At 57.5% G+C, this 19,036-nt stretch carries 11 protein-coding genes; 3 read left to right on the top strand and 8 right to left on the bottom strand.

Features of this window, described 5'->3' with window-relative positions; genetic code table 11:
* Positions 1-24: 24 nt before the first annotated feature.
* The 3 genes from PSR63_RS22985 (at position 25) to PSR63_RS22995 (ending at position 3,763) form a co-directional block, all read left to right on the top strand.
* Positions 25-1,461, top strand: a complete 1,437-nt coding sequence (locus PSR63_RS22985) for an aldehyde dehydrogenase family protein (protein ID WP_274328016.1) — start codon at positions 25-27, stop codon at positions 1,459-1,461.
* 165 nt (positions 1,462-1,626) lie between these two features.
* The gene (locus PSR63_RS22990; protein ID WP_274328017.1) at positions 1,627-2,982 is read left to right on the top strand and encodes a Gfo/Idh/MocA family oxidoreductase; all 1,356 of its coding nucleotides are present in this window, start codon (positions 1,627-1,629) and stop codon (positions 2,980-2,982) included.
* A 55-nt stretch (positions 2,983-3,037) separates the two neighbouring features.
* The gene (locus PSR63_RS22995) at positions 3,038-3,763 is read left to right on the top strand and encodes a 3-keto-disaccharide hydrolase (RefSeq protein ID WP_274328018.1); all 726 of its coding nucleotides are present in this window, start codon (positions 3,038-3,040) and stop codon (positions 3,761-3,763) included.
* 91 nt (positions 3,764-3,854) lie between these two features.
* Here the strand turns inward: PSR63_RS22995 and PSR63_RS23000 are convergent, their stop codons facing one another.
* The 8 genes from PSR63_RS23000 to PSR63_RS23035 all read right to left on the bottom strand — a co-directional run bounded on the left by PSR63_RS23000 (position 3,855) and on the right by PSR63_RS23035 (position 18,969).
* On the bottom strand, positions 3,855-5,030 hold the full coding sequence (locus PSR63_RS23000; RefSeq protein ID WP_274328019.1) for a helix-turn-helix domain-containing protein: 1,176 nt from the start codon (positions 5,028-5,030) through the stop codon (positions 3,855-3,857).
* Positions 5,031-5,338: 308 nt separating this feature from the next.
* Positions 5,339-6,247 carry a DUF58 domain-containing protein gene (locus tag PSR63_RS23005; protein ID WP_274328020.1) on the bottom strand — a complete coding sequence of 303 codons (909 nt, stop codon included), beginning with the start codon at positions 6,245-6,247 and terminating at the stop codon, positions 5,339-5,341.
* A gap of 30 nt (positions 6,248-6,277) precedes the next feature.
* Positions 6,278-7,309: an AAA family ATPase gene (locus PSR63_RS23010; protein WP_274328021.1), complete on the bottom strand. Its 1,032-nt coding sequence runs from the start codon at positions 7,307-7,309 to the stop codon at positions 6,278-6,280.
* A 61-nt stretch (positions 7,310-7,370) separates the two neighbouring features.
* Positions 7,371-11,210 carry a hypothetical protein gene (locus tag PSR63_RS23015; RefSeq protein WP_274328022.1) on the bottom strand — a complete coding sequence of 1,280 codons (3,840 nt, stop codon included), beginning with the start codon at positions 11,208-11,210 and terminating at the stop codon, positions 7,371-7,373.
* Positions 11,207-12,880 (bottom strand): DUF4175 family protein, encoded by a 1,674-nt coding sequence (locus PSR63_RS23020; RefSeq protein WP_274328023.1) that lies wholly within the window; start codon positions 12,878-12,880, stop codon positions 11,207-11,209. Before PSR63_RS23020 ends, PSR63_RS23015 begins: the two co-directional genes overlap by 4 nt.
* The gene (locus PSR63_RS23025; protein WP_274328024.1) at positions 12,877-15,351 is read right to left on the bottom strand and encodes a hypothetical protein; all 2,475 of its coding nucleotides are present in this window, start codon (positions 15,349-15,351) and stop codon (positions 12,877-12,879) included. Before PSR63_RS23025 ends, PSR63_RS23020 begins: the two co-directional genes overlap by 4 nt.
* A gap of 10 nt (positions 15,352-15,361) precedes the next feature.
* On the bottom strand, positions 15,362-17,791 hold the full coding sequence (locus PSR63_RS23030; RefSeq protein ID WP_274328025.1) for a vWA domain-containing protein: 2,430 nt from the start codon (positions 17,789-17,791) through the stop codon (positions 15,362-15,364).
* A 35-nt stretch (positions 17,792-17,826) separates the two neighbouring features.
* Complete coding sequence (locus tag PSR63_RS23035; protein WP_274328026.1) at positions 17,827-18,969, bottom strand: squalene--hopene cyclase; 1,143 nt, start codon at positions 18,967-18,969, stop codon at positions 17,827-17,829.
* Positions 18,970-19,036: the final 67 nt, after the last annotated feature.

Consider the following 19,036-nt stretch of genomic DNA (forward strand, 5'->3'; position numbering starts at 1 on the left):
CACGTGCACATTCACGAGGGCTTTATGTCAATCCGCAGCGAATACCCTGCCTATCTTGCCAATCAGCCGGTAACGCCCAACTTCGATCTGAATGTCGAGGATAAGTACCGCTTGAGCGTCGCCACCAAGGTCCCTCTTGCCGATGTTGCCATGATGGACAAGGCGATTGCCGCGGCCGACCAGGCAGCCCAGGCGATGGCTGAGTTGCCTTCGTATCGCCGTCAAGCGATTCTCAACCACTGCGTACAGCGTTTCGAGCAGCGCAGCGAAGAGCTTGCTGAGGCCCTCTGCGTCGAGGCTGGCAAGCCCATCGGCGACAGTCGCGGAGAAGTAACACGTCTGATCGATACGTTTCGCGTTGCCGCGGAAGAGTCGACCCGGATGTTGGGCGAAGTCATGCCGCTGGATATCAGTCCCCGTGCCGAAGGGTATCGCGGCATGTGGAAGCGCGTACCCATTGGTCCGTGTGCGTTTATCACGCCGTTCAACTTTCCCTTGAACCTCGTGGCGCACAAGGTCGCACCTGCTTTAGCGGTTGGCTGTCCGTTTGTGTTGAAGCCAGCCAGCAAGACGCCGATCGGAGCGCTATTGGTGGGCGAGATCTTGGCCGAAACCGATCTGCCGGAAGGAGCATTCTCGATACTTCCGGCCAGCCGCGACGCCGCCAACTTGTTGGTAACTGACGATCGCCTGAAGAAGCTCAGCTTCACCGGATCGCAAGATGTCGGTTGGAGTTTGAAGGCCAAAGCCGGCAAAAAGAAGGTCACGCTCGAACTCGGTGGCAACGCGGCCTGTATTGTCGACGAAGGGACGAACCTGGAAGACGCCGTGCAGCGCATCGTATTCGGTGCGTTCTATCAATCGGGGCAGAGCTGCGTGAGCGTTCAACGCGTACTGATCCACCGAAGCGTCTACGACAAAGCAGTAAAACTTCTGTGTGACCGGGTATCCAAGCTAACCGTAGGCGATCCGATGGACAAGGAAACGTTCGTCGGTCCAATCATTTCTCCGTCGGATGCCGAGAGAATCGAAGCCTGGATCGAGTCTGCTAAGAATGCCGGTGCCAAAGTCTTAGTGGGAGGATCGCGCGATGGAATCCTGGTGGAGCCAACCGTGCTGGCCGATGTCCCCAAGGACGAAGCCGTTTGTGCCAAAGAAGTCTTCGGGCCGGTCGCCGTGGTGGCACCTTTCGATACCTTCGACGAAGCCTTGGCGATGGCAAACGACAGCGACTTCGGGCTGCAAGTCGGCATCTTCACGCGTGACATTCAAAAGATCATGAAGTCGTGGGATACCATGGACGTCGGCGGCATCATCATCGGAGACGTCCCCTCGTGGCGCGTCGACCATATGCCGTACGGGGGAGTCAAAGAGAGTGGTATCGGACGAGAAGGGGTTCGGTTTGCTATGCACGACATGACCGAGATTCGCAATCTGGTCATTCGATCGGTTCCCGATTAGCCCGCACTGCAATTTTGGGAATTTCACCGGGTATCTATTAATTTTGTAGCCCATTCGCCTTATGATGGGCTCACGGGCGATATCTCGGGCCATCTAGTGCGTGAGATACGCGAATACCGAACTCGTCCGACTTCCCACCGTAATCTCCCACCTCAAGGAACTCTCATGACCAAATCCAGGCTCAATCGTCGTTCGTTCCTGAAGTCTTCCAGTGCCACCGCCGCCGCTGCGATCGCATTGGGGCCTGTCGTGCATGTCAGCGGACAAGAGACGTCGACAAGCGAGAAGCTGAACATCGGAATCATCGGCGCCGGCGGGCGGGGTGCTTCCAACACCGGCGGAGTCGCAGGCGAAAATATCTACTCCCTCTGCGATACTAATCCAGAGGTTCTGGAAAAGACCAAGTCTCGTTACCCGCAAGCCAAGACATGCAGCGATTGGCGGGAAGTGATTGAAGACAAACAAGTCGATGCCGTCGTTATCAGCACGGCAGACCATCACCACGCATTGGCCTCGATCGCCGCGATGAAGGCCGGAAAACATGTCTACTGCGAGAAGCCTCTGGCACACACGGTCGAAGAAGCCCGGCAGATGCAAAACGTTTACGCGGAGAAGAAGGGTTCTATTGCGACCCAAATGGGAACGCAGATTCACGCAACGGAGAACTATCGACGCGTGGTGGAACTGATCGCCGCTGGGGCAATTGGCCCCGTCACCGAAGCGCATGTGTGGTGTAGCCGGACGATCAATCCGGTTCAGCCTGCTGTTCTGCCGGAGCAGCCTATTCCCGAGGGTTTCAACTGGGATACCTGGCTAGGCCCTGCTGAGATGCGTCCTTACAACCAGGCGTACTGGAAGGGTGGCAACTTAAACTGGAACCGCCGCTGGGAATTCGGCAACGGTGTGTTGGGCGACATGGGAAGTCACTTGATCGACTTGCCGTTCTGGGCATTGGGCCTGAAACACCCAACGTCGATCGAGTCGGACGGACCTGAAGCAGATCCTGTCGCGTGTCCTCCCTGGCAGGTCGTCACCTGGCAACATCCAGCTCGCGAAGGCAACGCCAACTGGACCAAACCGACGAAAGTCGTGTGGTATCACGGCCCCGAAGGCATGAAACGCCGTAGCGACTATCTACAGCCCTTGGTAGGCGAGGATACGACGATCAGCAAGTGGGGCATCGGCGTTGCATTTATCGGCGAGCAGGGTGTTCTGGTAGCCGACTACGGCAAGCTGGTCCTGTCGCCGGGCGAAAAGTTCAAAGACTATGTGGCTCCAGAAAACCGCATCCCAAAGAGCCTGGGGCACCATGCCGAATGGCTTCATGCCGCGAAGACCGGCGGCGAGTCGCTTTGCAACTTCAACTACTCTGGTGCGTTGATCGAACACAATCTTCTCGGGAATGTAGCCCATCGGGCAGGCAAGAAGCTGGAGTGGGATGCTGAAAAGTTTCAGATTACCAACGCCCCCGAGGCTGCGAAGCTTCTCACAAAGTCGTATCGTGAAGGTTGGGCCATCTAGAGACGACACCTTGAAACGAACCAACAACTAACAAACCTAACTAAGGATTGAACGAATGCAGATTCGACTGTTGAGCCTTGTCATAGCCGCAGTGTTGACCGCGGTTGGCGTGACCAACTTGCGTGCGGAAGAACCGGTTTCGAAGGCCTTCATCAATGGCGAAGGCCCTGGCTGGGTTGCCCTGGGCAAAGATGACTTCACGAAAGTCAATAGCAACGATGATACCTGGACGTTCCACGAGGACGGCCTGATCGAGTGCACCGGCAAGCCCACAAGCGTGACACGAAGCGTGAAGGAGTACACCAATTTCGAGTTGGTGTGTCAGTGGCGTCACTTGAAGGCAGCCGGCAACAGCGGCATTTTTGTCTGGACCATTCCTTCCTCGCTTGAGAAGTTGACTGGTCCAGGCCTACCACAAGGGATCGAAGTTCAGGTGCTCGATCTGGGTTACAAAGAGCGATACGAGCAAGGTGGCAAGCGTAAGGCCGATTGGTTTACCTGTCATGGCGATGTCTTCCCGGTTGGCGCGGCCAAGATGACTCCATTTCCTCCCACCGCTCCCAACGGCGCACGCAGCTTCCCTTCCAAGGAGCTCAGCAAGGGAACCGGCGAGTGGAACCACTACTACGTCCGAGCCATCAACGGCGAAGTCCGCTTGTGGGTCAACGGCGAAGAGGTTTCCGGCGGTACCGGTTGCTCACCAGCGACCGGCTATCTTTGCCTGGAATCGGAAGGCTCGCCCGTCGAGTTCCGCGGTTTGAAGATCCGCGAGCTTCCCTAAGAAGTAACCCGACGAAAACCTAAATGAAAAAGGCCGTCCTTGCACTGGTGCAGGGACGGCCTTTGTTATTTGGTCGGTAACGCGTGAGACCTTAGACGGTCAAACGTCGCTGAATGGCCTTCGGGTCAATCGGAATGATCTTCGTAGTGGCCGAGTAATCGGCGACCAGTACGCTGCGGGCTTTCTTCTGCTTCTTCAGTTCGTACTGAATGACATAGGCACCAATCTGCGTCCCGTTGCCGGTGTAAACAGGCGGCCAGAACTCTTCCGGTCGGCTCGAGAGCGTCTTAGCCAACAGTCGCGTGCCACGTCCGGAGTAACCACCGAGCATCATTTCCAGACGCCCTTGCGATTCGTGATAGACGTAGATCAGGTAGGCCGGTTCGTAAGTGGTTTCGTCCCACTTGCAACAACCCCAGCTGCCATCTTCTTTTTCGTAGTAGAAGCCTGGTGTTTCAGGAGCATAGCTCTTGGACAACTGATCGCCGCCGCAGCAGGAACCAGGGAACTGAGCGTTCTTCTCGCGGTGACGAAGGTAGATCGGAATGGCCCGTTGGCTCGGATCTTCGACTTCATCCTGGCTGATGAATGGCTCGGTATTGAAAGCACTCGCCAGTCCCAGTTCGATCACTGGGTTGCTACGAATACTTCCGAGGCTAATCAAAGCCTTGTCGCCGTCGACGGCTTGGAAGCTGGAATAGACTTCGTGGCCACGGCGATGGACTTCTTCGTCTTCAGCCTGACCAGGTGCCCAGACGAGTGTCTGGAAAAGGTCTTCCGGCTGAGGAATGGGCGTGTCTCGCATCATGTAGCCGTCGCCGCTAAGCGAGACCATGTCGCGAGGAATGTCTTGCTGGCGGTATTTGGCGGTGCCACCCAAGGTGGAAATGCCGGTGAGCAGTTGGCCTTGTAGGATCGTATCAGAAGCAACGACCCAGGCACCCTCGGCCCAATTTTCGTCGGCACGAATCCCGAGGCACATCTCAACCCGCTTACGCCGGGCCAGCAGTTCCCAGAAGTTCTCTGGCTCGACGGCGAACAATGCGCCAGGCAGCTGATTGGCTTCTGCGTAGCCGTGCTTTATGAGGAAGTCACACACCTGGGCGAGCGCCGAAAGTGGGATGTACTTCGCTTCGTTCTTAAGCAGGGAGGAAACTTGATGGCGATCCAATCCAGTGAAGTCGCAGATCGCTTTAATGGTGCCAGGACGTTTCTTAGGGTCTGGCGAGTGATTTAGCAATTCTGCAAGGCGAAACGAGAATTTCATCGTGATTCTCCGAGCGTTTTTATGCTCTACCTAATCTTAGAATTAACAGAGTAAAATCTTCCCCAGGAAGACAGCATCGCGTTTTCACACTTGCAAGCTTTCTCGGGACCGATGACGTTACCGCCAACGAGCATTACCTTAATGATGACTATCTTACCTTTGATGTCAACGTGACTTTCAGCACCCTTAGGCAAAAAGTCCCCGAAAGTACCCTTTGAGGGGCCGGGAATTCCCGTCGTACGGCTTAATTGCCCTAAAAACGGACGCTCGGAAGCGTAAGAAAAAGTTTCGAGAAAATTCGCCGTGACTTAGATACGGCGGTTCTGCAGGCTTCGCTGGTTGAGGTATTCCCAGAAAATGGCTCCCGGGTTCTCCTTGGTGCATGCCAAGACATGATCGCAGTTGTTACGGGTGGCAATGTCCGCGAGTTCCTCATTGAACCGCCTGACTGCTTTCAGGTAGGCCGAGCGAATGTCTGCTGGCTGGGCAATTCTCTGGGCGTCGATCTCTAGCCCCACGAAGCGGGTCATGCCATCCAGGTTGAAGTTCAGCTCGTGATCATGGATGACCTGAACTAGCACTACGTCATGCTTATTGAAGCGAATACGCTGGATTGCGTTCTCGAGTGTCTCGAGGTCCCCAAAGAAGTCGCTGAAGATCATCACGATTTCGCGACGTGCCATCCGCTGGCTGAACTCGGACAAGCAGGCATGCAAATCGGTGGTGTCATCGGCATCCGTTTCGTCGAGATGCTGCGACATCCGAATGATTTGGGGCAGGGCGTTGCTGGCCGGAATGTGCCCACGAATCTTGGTATCGAACGTCGTGAACGAAACCTTGTCCCCTTGGCGAACGATGCTATGGGCCAGGCTCACCGCCAGGCGCGAAGCAAAGAGCATCTTCTGGGTGGCTTCTTCGCCGTATCGCATCGACTTACTGATATCGAGCATCAAATGGCAGACAAAGTTCGTCTCCATTTCATACTGCTTGATAAAGTACTTGTCGCGCGTAAAGAAGACACGCCAGTCGATATGCTTCGGGTCGTCACCAGGGACATATTCGCGGTGTCCTGAGAACTCGACCGCAAACCCAGACGACGGCGACTTGTGCGCACCGGCCAGGTTTCCGCTTACCAGGCCCCGGGGTTCCAAAGAACGCCCGGAGAGTTGGCGGAGAAACTCGTAGTCGAGGTATCGGGATAGGACGCCGCTATTCACTGGCACACCTTATCAAATGGGCTTAACAACTTAGGCAGCCGGGCAGGCGTAGGTTTTCTCAGACGAGACTTCTTCCAACAGCATTTCGATCAGCTTGTCGCTGGTGTAGCCGTTGGCTTGGGCCGAGTAGTTGGCCGCCAGTCGATGCCGCAGTGCCGGCTTCACCATCGCTTGCACGTCGCTGATGCTCGCGTGGTAACGCCCGTACAGGATGGCTCGTGCTTTGGCGCAGGTTACCAAGGTCAAAAGACCACGCGGACCAGCACCCCAGGCGACCCATTGATTGACAAAGGAAGGAGCTTCGGGCGCTCCTGGCCGAGTCGCCCGAATCAGTGCCCAGGCGTAACCCAACACTTGATCGCTGACCGGAACACGCTTCACGAGATCTTGGAACTGAACGATCTGTTCGCCACTCATGCACGAGGAAATTTGTTCCTGGGCACCAGATGTCACGCGGCGGGCAATTTCCCATTCTTCTGCGCCGCTAGGGTAATCGACCCGAATATGCAGCAGGAAGCGGTCCAATTGGGCTTCCGGCATCGGGTAAGTACCTTCTTGTTCCAGCGGGTTTTGCGTGGCGAGCACGAAGAAGGGGCTGGGAAGTTTGCGAATCGTTCCGCCGGCACTCACCTGGCGTTCCTGCATCGCTTCCAGCATAGCCGCTTGGGTCTTGGGAGGTGTACGGTTGATTTCGTCGGCCAGAATCAGGTTCGCGAAGATCGGGCCTTCGAGGAACTCATAGCGACGCTTCTTGGTTTCCAGGTCTTCCTGAATGATCTCGGTCCCGGTGATATCACTGGGCATCAAGTCAGGCGTGAACTGAATACGTTTGAAGCTCAGGTGCAAGGATTCGGCAAGCGAACTGACCAAAAGCGTCTTCGCCAGACCTGGCACACCTTCCAGCAGTGCGTGACCGCGAGCGAACATGGCGACGAGAACTTGCTCGATCACATCAGATTGGCCAACGATAACCTTGGCCAATTCGTCGCGAAGCTTGCCATAGGCGTTTTCGCATTCTTGGACGGCGGCGACGTCACTTTGGGAAATCGGATCGGATGCCATAACTAGGTGCCTCAAACTCGAAGGACGATGATTGATTTGAAGGGTTTAGGAGGAACGCCGTTTAGTCGACGTTCTCGAAGTAACGGCGAAGTCGCTCTTCGTAACCAGGCGGAGGTGAACGCCGCACACTGGCTCGAATCGATTGCTGGACGCCGGGTGGAAGTTTGGTGAACCACGGTTCTTTCTCAAACGAACGAGCCGCGGGGTTACTGTTGCTGGTTACACCGGTCGAAGCACTTTCTCCCTCGTTGGCTTCTTTGCCGTCGGTGGCCTCGGTGGAAGTGCTGGCTTGGGAGTTGGATGGTTGACTGTTGGTGGGCTGACCCTGCATTGCGTTCTGGGCCATTGCGTCGGTTGGGGACGCTGGCTGCGAAGCGTTGGGGTTGTCGAGCATTGCCGATGCCGGAGCTGCCATGCCCAGGGGATCGATCGAGGCGACCTCATTGCCTTCGGTTTGGCCATCGGCGATCAGTTCCGGCATTTGATCCCACAGCGACTCCATGACCTCGGCACCGGCCAATGCCTGAGCGGTGACCTGCGGGGTAGGCGAAACCATTGAGTTCCCCATCTCTGTTGACGGAGGTTGTCCTGGACTTCCTTGCGAAGGAGATTGCTGCGAAGCCATTTGGGAAGGACTACCACTTTGCGGAGGTTGGCTGCCGGGCATAGGCGAACCCTGCGAAGGCTGTGCCGGGCTACCCGACTCTTGACCTGCTTCCCCAGGTGGGCTGGCCTCTCCTGGCTGACCGGCAAGATCTCCTGGCTCAGGAGCACCCGCCGCATCAGCAGGCTCGCCCATGGCACCTTCGGCCGGTGCGTTGTTCATGGGTGACATAGGTACGGGAAGTCGCGATGCCGTATGCAGGGCTTCTCGCACGGGTTGGTTGGCGATCTGTCCTTGCTGAGCAGCATTGGCGGCAAGTTGTGTCGCCTGACGCTGGGAGTTGGCAAATTGCCGCATCGATTCGGCAAGTTGGGAGGCAATCGGGTTCTCACTGGCCTCAGAACCCGCTTCTCCCTCACTCGCCGAATCGGCGGCGTTGTCAGCGACGTTTTCCCCGGTCTGCATTGGCTGCTCGCCTACAGAACCTTCCTCGCCGCCTTCTGATGATTCGCCCATGTTGCCTTCGGCTGCGGCAGCTTCGGCATTGTTGGCCATAAACTGCTCAGACAACTCTTGAATTCTCTCACTCGAATCTGCCAGGTTATCTAACAGATTCGCAATCTCCTCAGCCGCTCGTTTGTCGGCAGCGATCGGTTGACGACGACCGGCTAACTCGGCACGAGCTTGCTGTACCTGCTCTTGCATTTGCTGGGGTGTCGGTGTCGGTGCTTGAGCGTCGCCATTCATCGGGCTACTGCCCATCGGCGATTGAGCATCGCTTCCCATCGGGCTATCGCCCATGGGCGTTTGCGAGTCACTTCCCATCGGGTTGTTACCCATGGGCGTTTGCGAATCGCCGTTCATCGGGCTGTCGCCCATCGGTGCTTGAGAGTCGCTACCCATGGGACTATCGCCCATCGGTGTCTGGGAATCCGTACCCATCGGGCTATTTGCCATCGGGGATTGAGCATCGCCCGAATTCTCTGGCTGGTTGCCTGTCTCGCCGTTCATGGGTGAACCGGAATCCTCCCCGGCGTTGGCCTGTTCAGCCGCGTTTCCTTCTTCGGCAGCATTGGCATCCGAGGAGGCTTCCTGATTGCCTTCTGGCTGTCCTGCATTCATGGGCGAAGATTGTGGTCCCGCATCGTTCATGGCCAACTCGTTCTGACCTGCGGCGTTTTCGGGTTGTTTTCGCAGCCGGGCAGCGGCTTCGGGAGAAATCATGCCAGCCTCGTTCGCCAAGGCTTCCATTTGTGCCTGGGCCGCGGTGGGATCTTGCTGCTGGGGCATCGACCCCAACGCTTCGTCGACGTTGTCGATTTGATCGAGCTGTTCGCCAGCTGTCTCTGCGAGCTGATTGGCTGCTTCCTTCGCTGCTTCGCGAAGTGCCTTGGCGGCCTCGGTCAGCTTCTGCTGAGCTTCCCGCGACTGGGTCTGAAGCTCTTGGGCCTGTTTGCCGGTCGCTTCGGGGGACTGTTGCGGCTTGGCCATTTGCTTGGCGGCGTCACTGGCCTTGTCGATCTGGTCTTGTGCTTGCTTCAGCGCATCTGCGGCTTGTGGAGCTGTATTTTCGGTGCCTTCGGCGACTCGGTTTGCCACGGCGGCGATGTCGCTTTGAGTCTCTGCCAACGCTTCCATGTCTTGGTTCTGGCCTTGCTCTGGATCGTTAGCAACCTTGGCGGCGTCGCGAGTGATCTCTTGCTGGGCGGCAGCGGCTCGATCAAGAGCTTCCGCTGCCCGGGCGAGTTCGCCGATCTTGGTCGCTAACTGCTGACGCTTGGCGTCGGCCAACGTCGAAGCGACGTTTTCCAGGGCCTGGCGTGTGGCGTCGGTGGCTTCTTCCTGGGCTTGGGCTGTCTCTTCCTGATTGTCGGAGGTTGCTTCTTCGGCAGCAGCCGCGGCTTCGTTGGCACTGGCTTTCGCTTCGGCGATCATTGGCTTGACGGAATCAGGAAGGTTCTCCGTATTTGCGGCTTCGTCTAACGCTTGCTTGGCTTCCTGCTGCATTTGAGCAACTGCGTCCGCGTTGTCGGGGTTCTTCTCGAACTGCTCTTCCGCGGCGGTTTGTTTCTCGAGTGCGTTTTCCAGATCCTGCTGGGCTTCTTCCAACGCGGCGATCTGTTCTTCTCGCTCGTCGGCGCTGGCGATGTTCGGTGGGACGGCCTGCTCGATGAGTTGCTCTTTCAGCGTTTCCAGCTTCGCCAGCACCTCGTCTTGCTTCTCGACGGCGGCTTCCTGGTCGGCTTCAAACAACTCGGCGACTGCTTCGGCAGCGGCTTCGCTCGCTTCTTCTAACTGCTCAACGTTCTCAGGCTGGCTGGTCATCTCTTTGGCGAGCTCTTCCAGCTTCTTCTGAATCGATTCCTGCTTCTGCGAGAGTTCGTCCGCCTTCTCTGGAGTCAACTCTGACTTGCTGGTCTCTTCTTTGACGGTCTCCTGTTCGTCTTTCAGCTTCTCGATCTCGTTCATCGCCGATTCGAGGCTGTTGTCGGCCAGACCTTGCGCCTTTTGCAGGTCTTCGAGGATTCTGTAGAGAGCGGCAACGAACGCATCCTGATGGACACTGGCACCGGAATAGCGGCCTTCACGAATGCTGGTCAGAGCGCCTTGAGCTTCTTCCGAGGCGTTTTCCTCTTTCAGAATCTGTTGCCCGGCGATGGCCGAGTTCGCCAAGGAACCGCCCCAGCTACGCATGTCGAGAAGAGCTTCTTCCAGGTGATGGAACATCATGATCGCGTCGGTTTGACGCGAGAGATTCGCCAGAGCAGCGGCGTCGCGCGATTCCATTGGAAGCTGCGGCAGACCTCGCGTCTGGGTCGAAACCGTTTCTTGAACGGCAATGAGTTCCCGCACTTGGGCATTCAAGCGGGCCAGTCGCATGCGGCGGTACAGTCGTTGGCGTTCGGCCATCAGCGTGAGCAGCACCTTGCGAACTTCGTCGCGTGCTTCGGTGATAGCCGTGACACGCTCTTTCCCTTGCACTTCCTGAGCCAGGATCAGTTTCTGGACGACGCCCTGCATCTCGTTGCTGATCAGTTCGTCCAGGTTTTCCCGCATTTGCAGGATGTCGTTATAGATGGGGACTTCGGTCAGTCCATTTTGTTTAAGCTGTGCCGCTTGCAGGTCAAGGACCTGCGAGACCAGTTGCCGCGTCAGGGCCTGGGCTTGCTGCTGGATGTATTGCTTTCGACGCAACTGGCTGACATCGGTGTCTTGCGCAGTCGCGACCGGTGGCAGCACCATGCTGGCCGTCATCACGAGGGAAAGAATCAAGCTGGCAAAAATCGAGCGTATCATTGGGTTTCTCCCAAGCCTAATTGCTGTTGGATCAACTCGCTCAGCATTTGTTCCGATTGCTTGTCGGCTTCCGCGATGGCAGCCAGTACCGTGCTCTCGTCACCAATCTCTAGGTTAATTGGATCGCTTTGCCCCGCCATTTCTTCCGCGTTGCCGCGGAAATCAGTAGCTCGAAGCGTCACTTCAACCCGATCGCCCACTTCCAGAGCCCAGGGGGACAGATCGAGTGCGAATTCCCCTTCGGCCGTCTTCTGCGGAGGCTGATTCGCCGCGAAGCTCTTCAGGGGAACTTCCACCACGCGGGGAGCTGTCTGCCCGCGATGAATCTTCAATTGAAACACCAGGTTCGCCAGGCCAAAGTCATCGGACGCTCGGTAGCGGACGACCGGCGACGCGGTTGCCAGGACAATGTGGTGGATCGTCTGCAGCGATGCGCTCGGGATTCGGTCAGGCACCACGCGAATCGTTCCCCGAATCGGTGATGCCGGGGACAGGCCATACTTGTCGATGGCATTGAGTTGGTAGGTGACCGTTTCCTGGATGTTGCTCAGTGATGCCTGTTGGTCGTCGAGACGCCAGGTGTTCTCCGAGTCTGCGACCGGCGACAGCTTGGTAACCGATTGCGAAACACCACGCAAAAGCGTTAGCTCTGGGGCGTCCAGTTCGCGATCGGCGACAACTTTCAACGAGACGTCGCTTCCCGCCAACACAGCCATATGTGTGGAGGAAGAATTGCTGGCAAGCTGAATGTTCTTTGCATAGTCCGGCGGAGTCGCTGCGAGTTCAACCTTGAGGGCAGGCAGCGTGATGATCTCAATGTTGAGCACAGGGCTCACTGCATCGCCAGCGAATACCTGGTACTGGATTGGTTGAATGAGTCGCGGAATCGAATAGACGTACTCACCCGAGTCGTCATCGGTTGGATCCAGGGTGGCCGACGTCGCTTCTCCTTTTTCATCTTCCAGGGTCACTCGGCACGTCTTGGGAAGAACGCCGTCGCAAGCGATCGTCAGTTCGAGCCCGCTTCCATAACCGACGGGAATCGGCTGGGTGGGATCGCTCAAGTCGACCTCTTGTCCATTGACCGAGATGGAGGTGATCAATGTTTTTGTTGGATAGTTGACGTGAGCCAGGGTGAGACGCTCGAAGAACGCCGATACGTGCCGCGGCGCGAACACGCAGGCCGCGGCAAAAAACGCGGCAATCAAACCGACTGCGAAGAACCGGCTTCCAATGCGGTGCGACTGGAACCCTTCAAAAATATCGATTTCGTCTTTCAGCTCAGCGACATAGTCGACCACGGCTCCTTGCAATTCGGAAGAACCGATTGCCTGCCCTTGTTCAAACTGAATCGCCGCGACCAGGTCTCCGTCGATTCCGTGCGTATGTTCGACGGAGATCGCCGTGTCGATGATCGAAGCTCCCCAGCCGCGCAGGGCGGTCAGGGCCTGGCCAAGACCATAAGCGAGCACAGGTACGCTGACCAGCATCATCAGTCCGCGATGTAGCGGGCTTAGATTGAAGCCGAAGTCGAGCAGGAACCAGAGCAGCAGCGTGCCAGAGATCCAGAAGATAGACGAGGTCAGCATCAGACCGATGCGTACTCGGTCGCGAGCATTTCTCAGCCGACGTAATTGCGTTTTCAGACTGCCAAGTTTCGAGGTGCTCATGCCAGGTTCGCTCGCTTTCGGGCAATCCATTCCGCCATCAATAGAGTCACCACGACAATGAACCACAGCGGCGTTCCCCAAATCGGGAAGCTACGGGAAATTTCTTCAATGACAGGTTCCAGCTTGATATCGTCGACCAGCGTACCAGCGTCTTGAAGTTCGTACGACTTTCCGCCGGTCGAGGTGGCCATTGCCTTTTGAAGTGCCAGATTGCGAGCCGGATTCCGTTGTTCTGCCGTTGCCCCGACAACATCGAAGCGAATTTCGCTCGGCGAGCCGTTGATGGGGTCACTCACACGGGCCGTGAACCTTCCGGCTTCAAAGACAGGAACACGGGCCTCGAAGCGGCCTGGGCGTGACTCACTTAGTTGAATGAGCGAAGGCTGGACGCCGGGCTCGTCTCCTAAAAAGACTTGAGCCTGCAGGCCTTCGGCGGGGAGGTCGTCCATGGTCAGTGGGTCGAAATTCTCGTCATAGGCTTCGACGGTCAGCAATGCCCGATCGTCGACCTGATATTCAGGCTGATCCATCGAAAGGACAAACCGCTTCTGGCTACCCAAGGCATGGCTCAGGGCCAGACGAGAAATGATCTGCGACCAGAACTGCCGATAGTAGCGTTCGCCGTGGATTCGGCGAAGCCGCCACAATTCGTTGAAGCCGATGTAAATGACTTCGCCATTACCATACCGGCGGGTTGCGATCAGCGGCTGAGGAGTCTTGCCGTCGGCACACACGTCGGTCGGGTGTTGAGCCAAGACATTGGCCTGCGAGTGCACGCCGAGTACCGGCTGGTACCAGGGAAGCTCACCCAGGTTTTCCCAGGGTTGCAGCGGATCAACCGAGCCGCTATCGCCCAGTTGCATGATGTCGGCTTGCTTGCCAAGCGGCGTGATTTCCATACGGAAAGGCTGGGCAGCGCGGATGGCAAGGGAACGGTCAAGTTTCACCGGCAGCATGTCGGCGATCTCGGTGTTGATCAGTTCCGATGGTCCATTGTTGGGACCGGAGACAATCACCAGACCCCCACCGAACTGTCCGACGAATTGCTTGAGCATCCGCGAGAACCGCTCGTTCAATGCTTCCGAAGGGACGTCACCCAGGAAGATCACATCGTTGGCGAAGAACTCGCTACGCTGCGGGGTAAGCGTGGGCAGGAACATCTCGTTGGCCTGACGCACCTTGGGGTCGGCCGAACGCAGGAAGGTGCGGAAACCTTCCATGCCGACCAGTCGATCGCGATGGAAGACTTCCTTCACGAAACGCCATTCCCACGTCGGTTCATTCTCGATGAACGTCAAGCGGATGTAGTCATCGACGATGTTGACCGCTCGCGACGACTGGTTGTTCTGTTCGCTCACTTCCCCTGGTAGGACATCGACCGAGGCGGAAATCAGGAAGCGGCCTGACTGCTGGGGAATGAAGGGGAACTCGAGGTACTGAATCGACGTGTCGAAGACGGCCGTTTGCGTGCCGACGATAATGTCTTGCCCAGTTGCCTCGGCGACCGACTCGCCTTGCATCGGTCGAGCGGTGACGGTGACCTGAGCCGATTCCCCTTCAGCACCCGATTGGCTGACGCGGACGGTGATGGTCGAGCGTTCTGCCTTCTTCATCTTTAGCGGCGGCTGAATCTCGACCTGCAAGTCACGCGTCGAGACGGCTCCGATCCCAATCGGATAAATCGGAACGCCCAGGCGATCGAGGGGAGTCGGATCGTTGTGTCCGCTGGAACCGAGAGGTGCTGTGCCTGAGTTGTGGGCGAAGTCACTGAACATGACCACGCCACCCAGACGACGCGACGACTGATTGCCCAGGTCGGTTACCAATTCACCGAGGGCAGTCACCTTACCGTTGGTTGTCAGTTCGGCGGCAACGGCTTGTGGCGAGGAAGGTTCATCATCGTTGCCGGCGCTGACGCGGCGCGCGACGCTGGTCGATTCGCCATCGAAGACAAAATACTCGATCTCTAAGTCGTGCTTGTCCTGGAGTTGTTCGATCAGGTTGTTGTCAGTTTTCTCCAGGTAAGCTTTCACCCATTGCTGTCGCGTGAGGGCAGGGGGGGCGATTTCGCTGCCGGTGCCTTCAGTGCCCAGGGCTTTGGTCAGTGCCGCAAGCTCGTCTGGGCTAAGATTGTCGCGAATATTCATGCTCTCGGTGCCGTCGAACACGAGGTAAAGCACCGGCTTGAGCATACGGTTGGCGGTCAGGCGAACCGTTGGATCGGCCAACGTGATGACGAGCATCACCAGAATCAGGGCCCGCGTCGCGGCTAGAGCAGCGGCCGGCAGAGTGCTGAGTCCACTTTGAATGCGAGTGTAGTACCAGACTGCGAAGCCAATCGCCGCGAGGCAGCCCACCAGCAGCCAGGTTGGGTCGGCTGCTGCCCAGGGCGCAGCGAACGAGAAGCTGACGCCATCGACTGATTCGACGTCGCTAATCCCGAGAAGCCAACCTATTACTTTTGAAATCATTCCGTTTCAATCACGATGAGGCCGAAGGGGCCGATTGCGCTCCCGAACGTCGATCGACGATCCAGGCCAACCACGACGGCATCGCCGCCACGGTCATTTCGATGATAAGTAAAAAGATCACCAGCATGATCAACCACTGCCACCACGAATGGCCTGACATTGGGATGCCACTGCCGCCGAGCAGTTGAGAGCTGTCTTCCCAACGATACTGGGGCGGCAGATTAAGGCCGGCAAACTGTTCTTCATCAAGCCGCGACAATTGCGATTCCCAAGCCGTAGGGGTTCCACTGATGGGAATACGGAACTGCGCGCGTCCATCGGCGGTGTCTCCCGAGGCGTCATTCTGCTCTCGGTCCGACAACCAATAGACGCCAGCGGAATCGAGGTTGTCGATCAGCACGCCGCGTGTTTCTTCGTTCAGGAAGCGTGGTGAGACCGAACTGACGATGCCACTGTCCGGGGCGATCAGTTGAATGTTGGAATCACCCACGCCTGGCGGAATTGGCAGCAAGGCCGTTTCGCCCACAGCGAAGTTGTACCGTTGGAACGTCGATGCCAGTTGATTTCGCAAGACGCGATCGAAGATCAAGACCGCGTTGGTGCTGGGCAAGGTTGACCACTCGGAACTGATGCCGGAACTGAAGAAGACAATCCGGCCTGATCCCACATGACGCTCGACGACGAACTCAACGCCATTATCAAACTGGGCGATCGTGGTGGCCGGGATGTCGACTGCAGGGCTGTCACCGTCGTCCCCAGATCGCTCGATCGTCGAGACGGGTGGCGTCCAGGAGAGCCACTTGTTTTCCAGTGGAGGCAGGTTTCCGGCAGCATTTTTGTTGTCGAGTGATTCGCCTTCGTCCGTCGGTACAACCGTTTTGAAGAAGAGAGCATCGGTATAGAGGTCGATCAACTGTGTTTCCTCCAGGTCGGCCAGGCGGAAGTAGGAATGGTCGAGCAACCCTTTGCCGGAGATGCGGAACGGTTGGAGGTCGTCGGAAAACTCGCTCAGGCTCTGACCAACCGCGGCTGGCTCGAGCGGCTTGGGAAGAATGCCTTGCCCACCTTGCCAGGCAACATCGTTCCACGCGTGCGGGTCAAAATCACCACCGGCAGCAATGGCGAGTTGCCCGCCCTGTTCGACGTACGAACGAAGCATGCTGACAAGTTCGACCGAAGGAGACTCGATACCGGCGACCACGGCCAGGCGAGCTTCGCGTAGTGCGGCCCGCAGTGGCTCCCCTTCCGCTTCACGCTGCGAGAGGTGAATCGGACGGATGAGGTGTTGTTCTTCGCGGCTTGATTCCGTCTGCGGGCACAGGAGTTGCCGCAGGACCCAGGTCTCGCCCAGACGCCCCAGCGCCGGCGACTCTTCGGTATCGCTCCACTGGTCAATAAATACAACGGGCGTCGAAGCGACCAGTGGCACAACGAGCGAACGTGAATCATCCGCCGGCAGGGCATCCCCAGCAATCGAAACGGTTAGAGGAATCGACGACATCCGGCTCGGGTCGACTTCCATCGCGTCGAAGACGTAATCAAACGCTAACGTCTGAACCGAATCGCCTTCCGGGAAGTCGGCGAACTTGGTCTCGACTTCGTTGTCGCGAACCTTGAACGAGATGGCGACATTCGATCGTGGCTCGTCCCCCTGGTAACGAACGCGGGCCACGATGCGGGTTGGCATGCCAACTTCAGCCATCCCGTCTGGCAAGCCGAATTCCTCAACCCAGGCATTGTTGGGCGTGCTGGAATCGGTACCAACCAGGATCACCGGCATCTCTTCCTCAGGCGGATTGCCGCGAGCAAGACGTTGCCACTGCGATGCTTGTTGATCGCCAAAGACAACGACGTAGGGAGAGAGAGAAGGCGTCTGTTCAGCCAGACGGCGTGCTTGATTCAATGCGTGCGTCAGTTCGCCGGGGCCATCAGTGGCGACGATCTTGTCGATCGCGTCAGCGGCATCGGTGCGGGAAGTGAAGGGGTCGGTGATGCGTCGCGACTGAGCACCGCAAAGAGCCACGACCGAGATCTGGCTGGCGGAAGGAAGCTTTTCGAGAAACTGCTTGGCTTGTTCGCGCGATGTCTCGAAGGCCGAGCCGGAGATCGATTCGAGCGAGTTGCTCATGCTGTTATCGAGCACCAGGATCGCGTGCGGTGGTTTCGATGTGCCAGGCAGTGCCGAGTCTGAACTGGTGAAGTAGGGGCGAGCCAGGGCCAAGCCGAACAGCAGTAGCGCTAGGGCTCGCAAGGCCATCAGCAAGAGGTCACGAATTCGCAGCAGTCGTCGATTCGACTGCATCGCTTCGAGCAGGAAGTCCATCGCAGCCCAGTGGACTGTGCGATAGCGATTGCGATTCATCAAGTGAATCAGTGCGGGGCCGGCCATCATGGCGGCACCAGCAATCGCGAATCCAGAAGCTACGAAAAATGGGAACATGAGGACCTGGTAGGGGTGCTATCGTGACTTAGTGACTAGCGGCTGGCATCCTGCTGGAACGATTCGATTCGCCCTTCTTGCAGGATGGGCAAGTAGCGATTGGGCATCGCCAAGATGAAACACCCGACCGCCGTACCATAGAGGTCGCCTGGCATGTTGTTGACATGGGCGCCCGCGTGCCACATTCCATGATAGCGAAGATCTTCCGGTCGATTAAACTGCGACTCGATCACCGCATCGCGGAGCGTCGGGTAGGAACGTTTCCAGTCTTCGCCGCCGGTCTGATACAGGGCCTGACCGACGTAGTAGAGCGTGTAGGCATCGAACGGAAGACGCCCGTTGTTCTTGTTGCTCTTTTCTTTCAGCTTGGCAATTTCGGCGTGAATGACTTCCATGTTCTTGGCAATCCGCCAGTCATCGTATTGGCCAAACTCTTGCAGGCAAACAACGCCTGCGGCGGCCATGGCCAACGATGCCTTGCCACCGTGGCGCGTGTAGGTGAACTGCCCAGGGTACTTCTGTTGTTCGGCTTCGGATGCGTCGCGAGAAACGCCTTCGGGGCTGTAGTGTTCGCGGACACTCCCGATAGCCAGATCGACCACTTCCGGAGCGACTTCAATGCCGGTGTCCATCGCACTACGTAGGGCCTTGGCCTGCATCACGGCCAGGCTTAGATCGTGCCCATTGTCTCGGCGGACAGCACGATAGTCCCAGCCGCCGTCTTCGGCCTGAGTGAACGCAATGAGCTTGAGTGCGCGATCCAAGACCTGGTTGATCCGCGTATCGTGCGTCATTCCGTGGGCTTGACCCAGGACAAACGTGGTGAGCCCGTGGTTGTACATGTCGCGTTGTGGATCGGCGACATTCAGTAGTCCCGAAGGACGAGGGCTGGAAAGGATTTTATTGATCGCTCGATCGAGCGGCTGGCCATATTTGCCACGGCCAGGGGCATGACCGTCCGCCATAAATGCGAGAGCCCCCATGCCAATCAGGCCTAGATCGTCCGATTCCCAGTCCCCGTTGGGCCCCTGGTTTTCGGCCAGCCAATTCAAGCCACGTTCGAGTGCCTGCCGGCCTTCTGGAGTGACTTCCCACTCTCCTTCCGCCATCGCGTGCGAACTGCACACAGCGGTAAACGCCAGGAGGGTCGATAAGATCAAAGTACGGGAAAAGGACATAGCCTGGCCAAGGAAAAGGGGTGTGCCAGTAATTTCAGCCGCCTGCCGACCCTTGGTGAAAAGCCGT

The sequence above is a fragment of the Bremerella sp. P1 genome, assembly GCF_028748185.1.
Taxonomy (GTDB): Bacteria; Planctomycetota; Planctomycetia; order Pirellulales; family Pirellulaceae; genus Bremerella.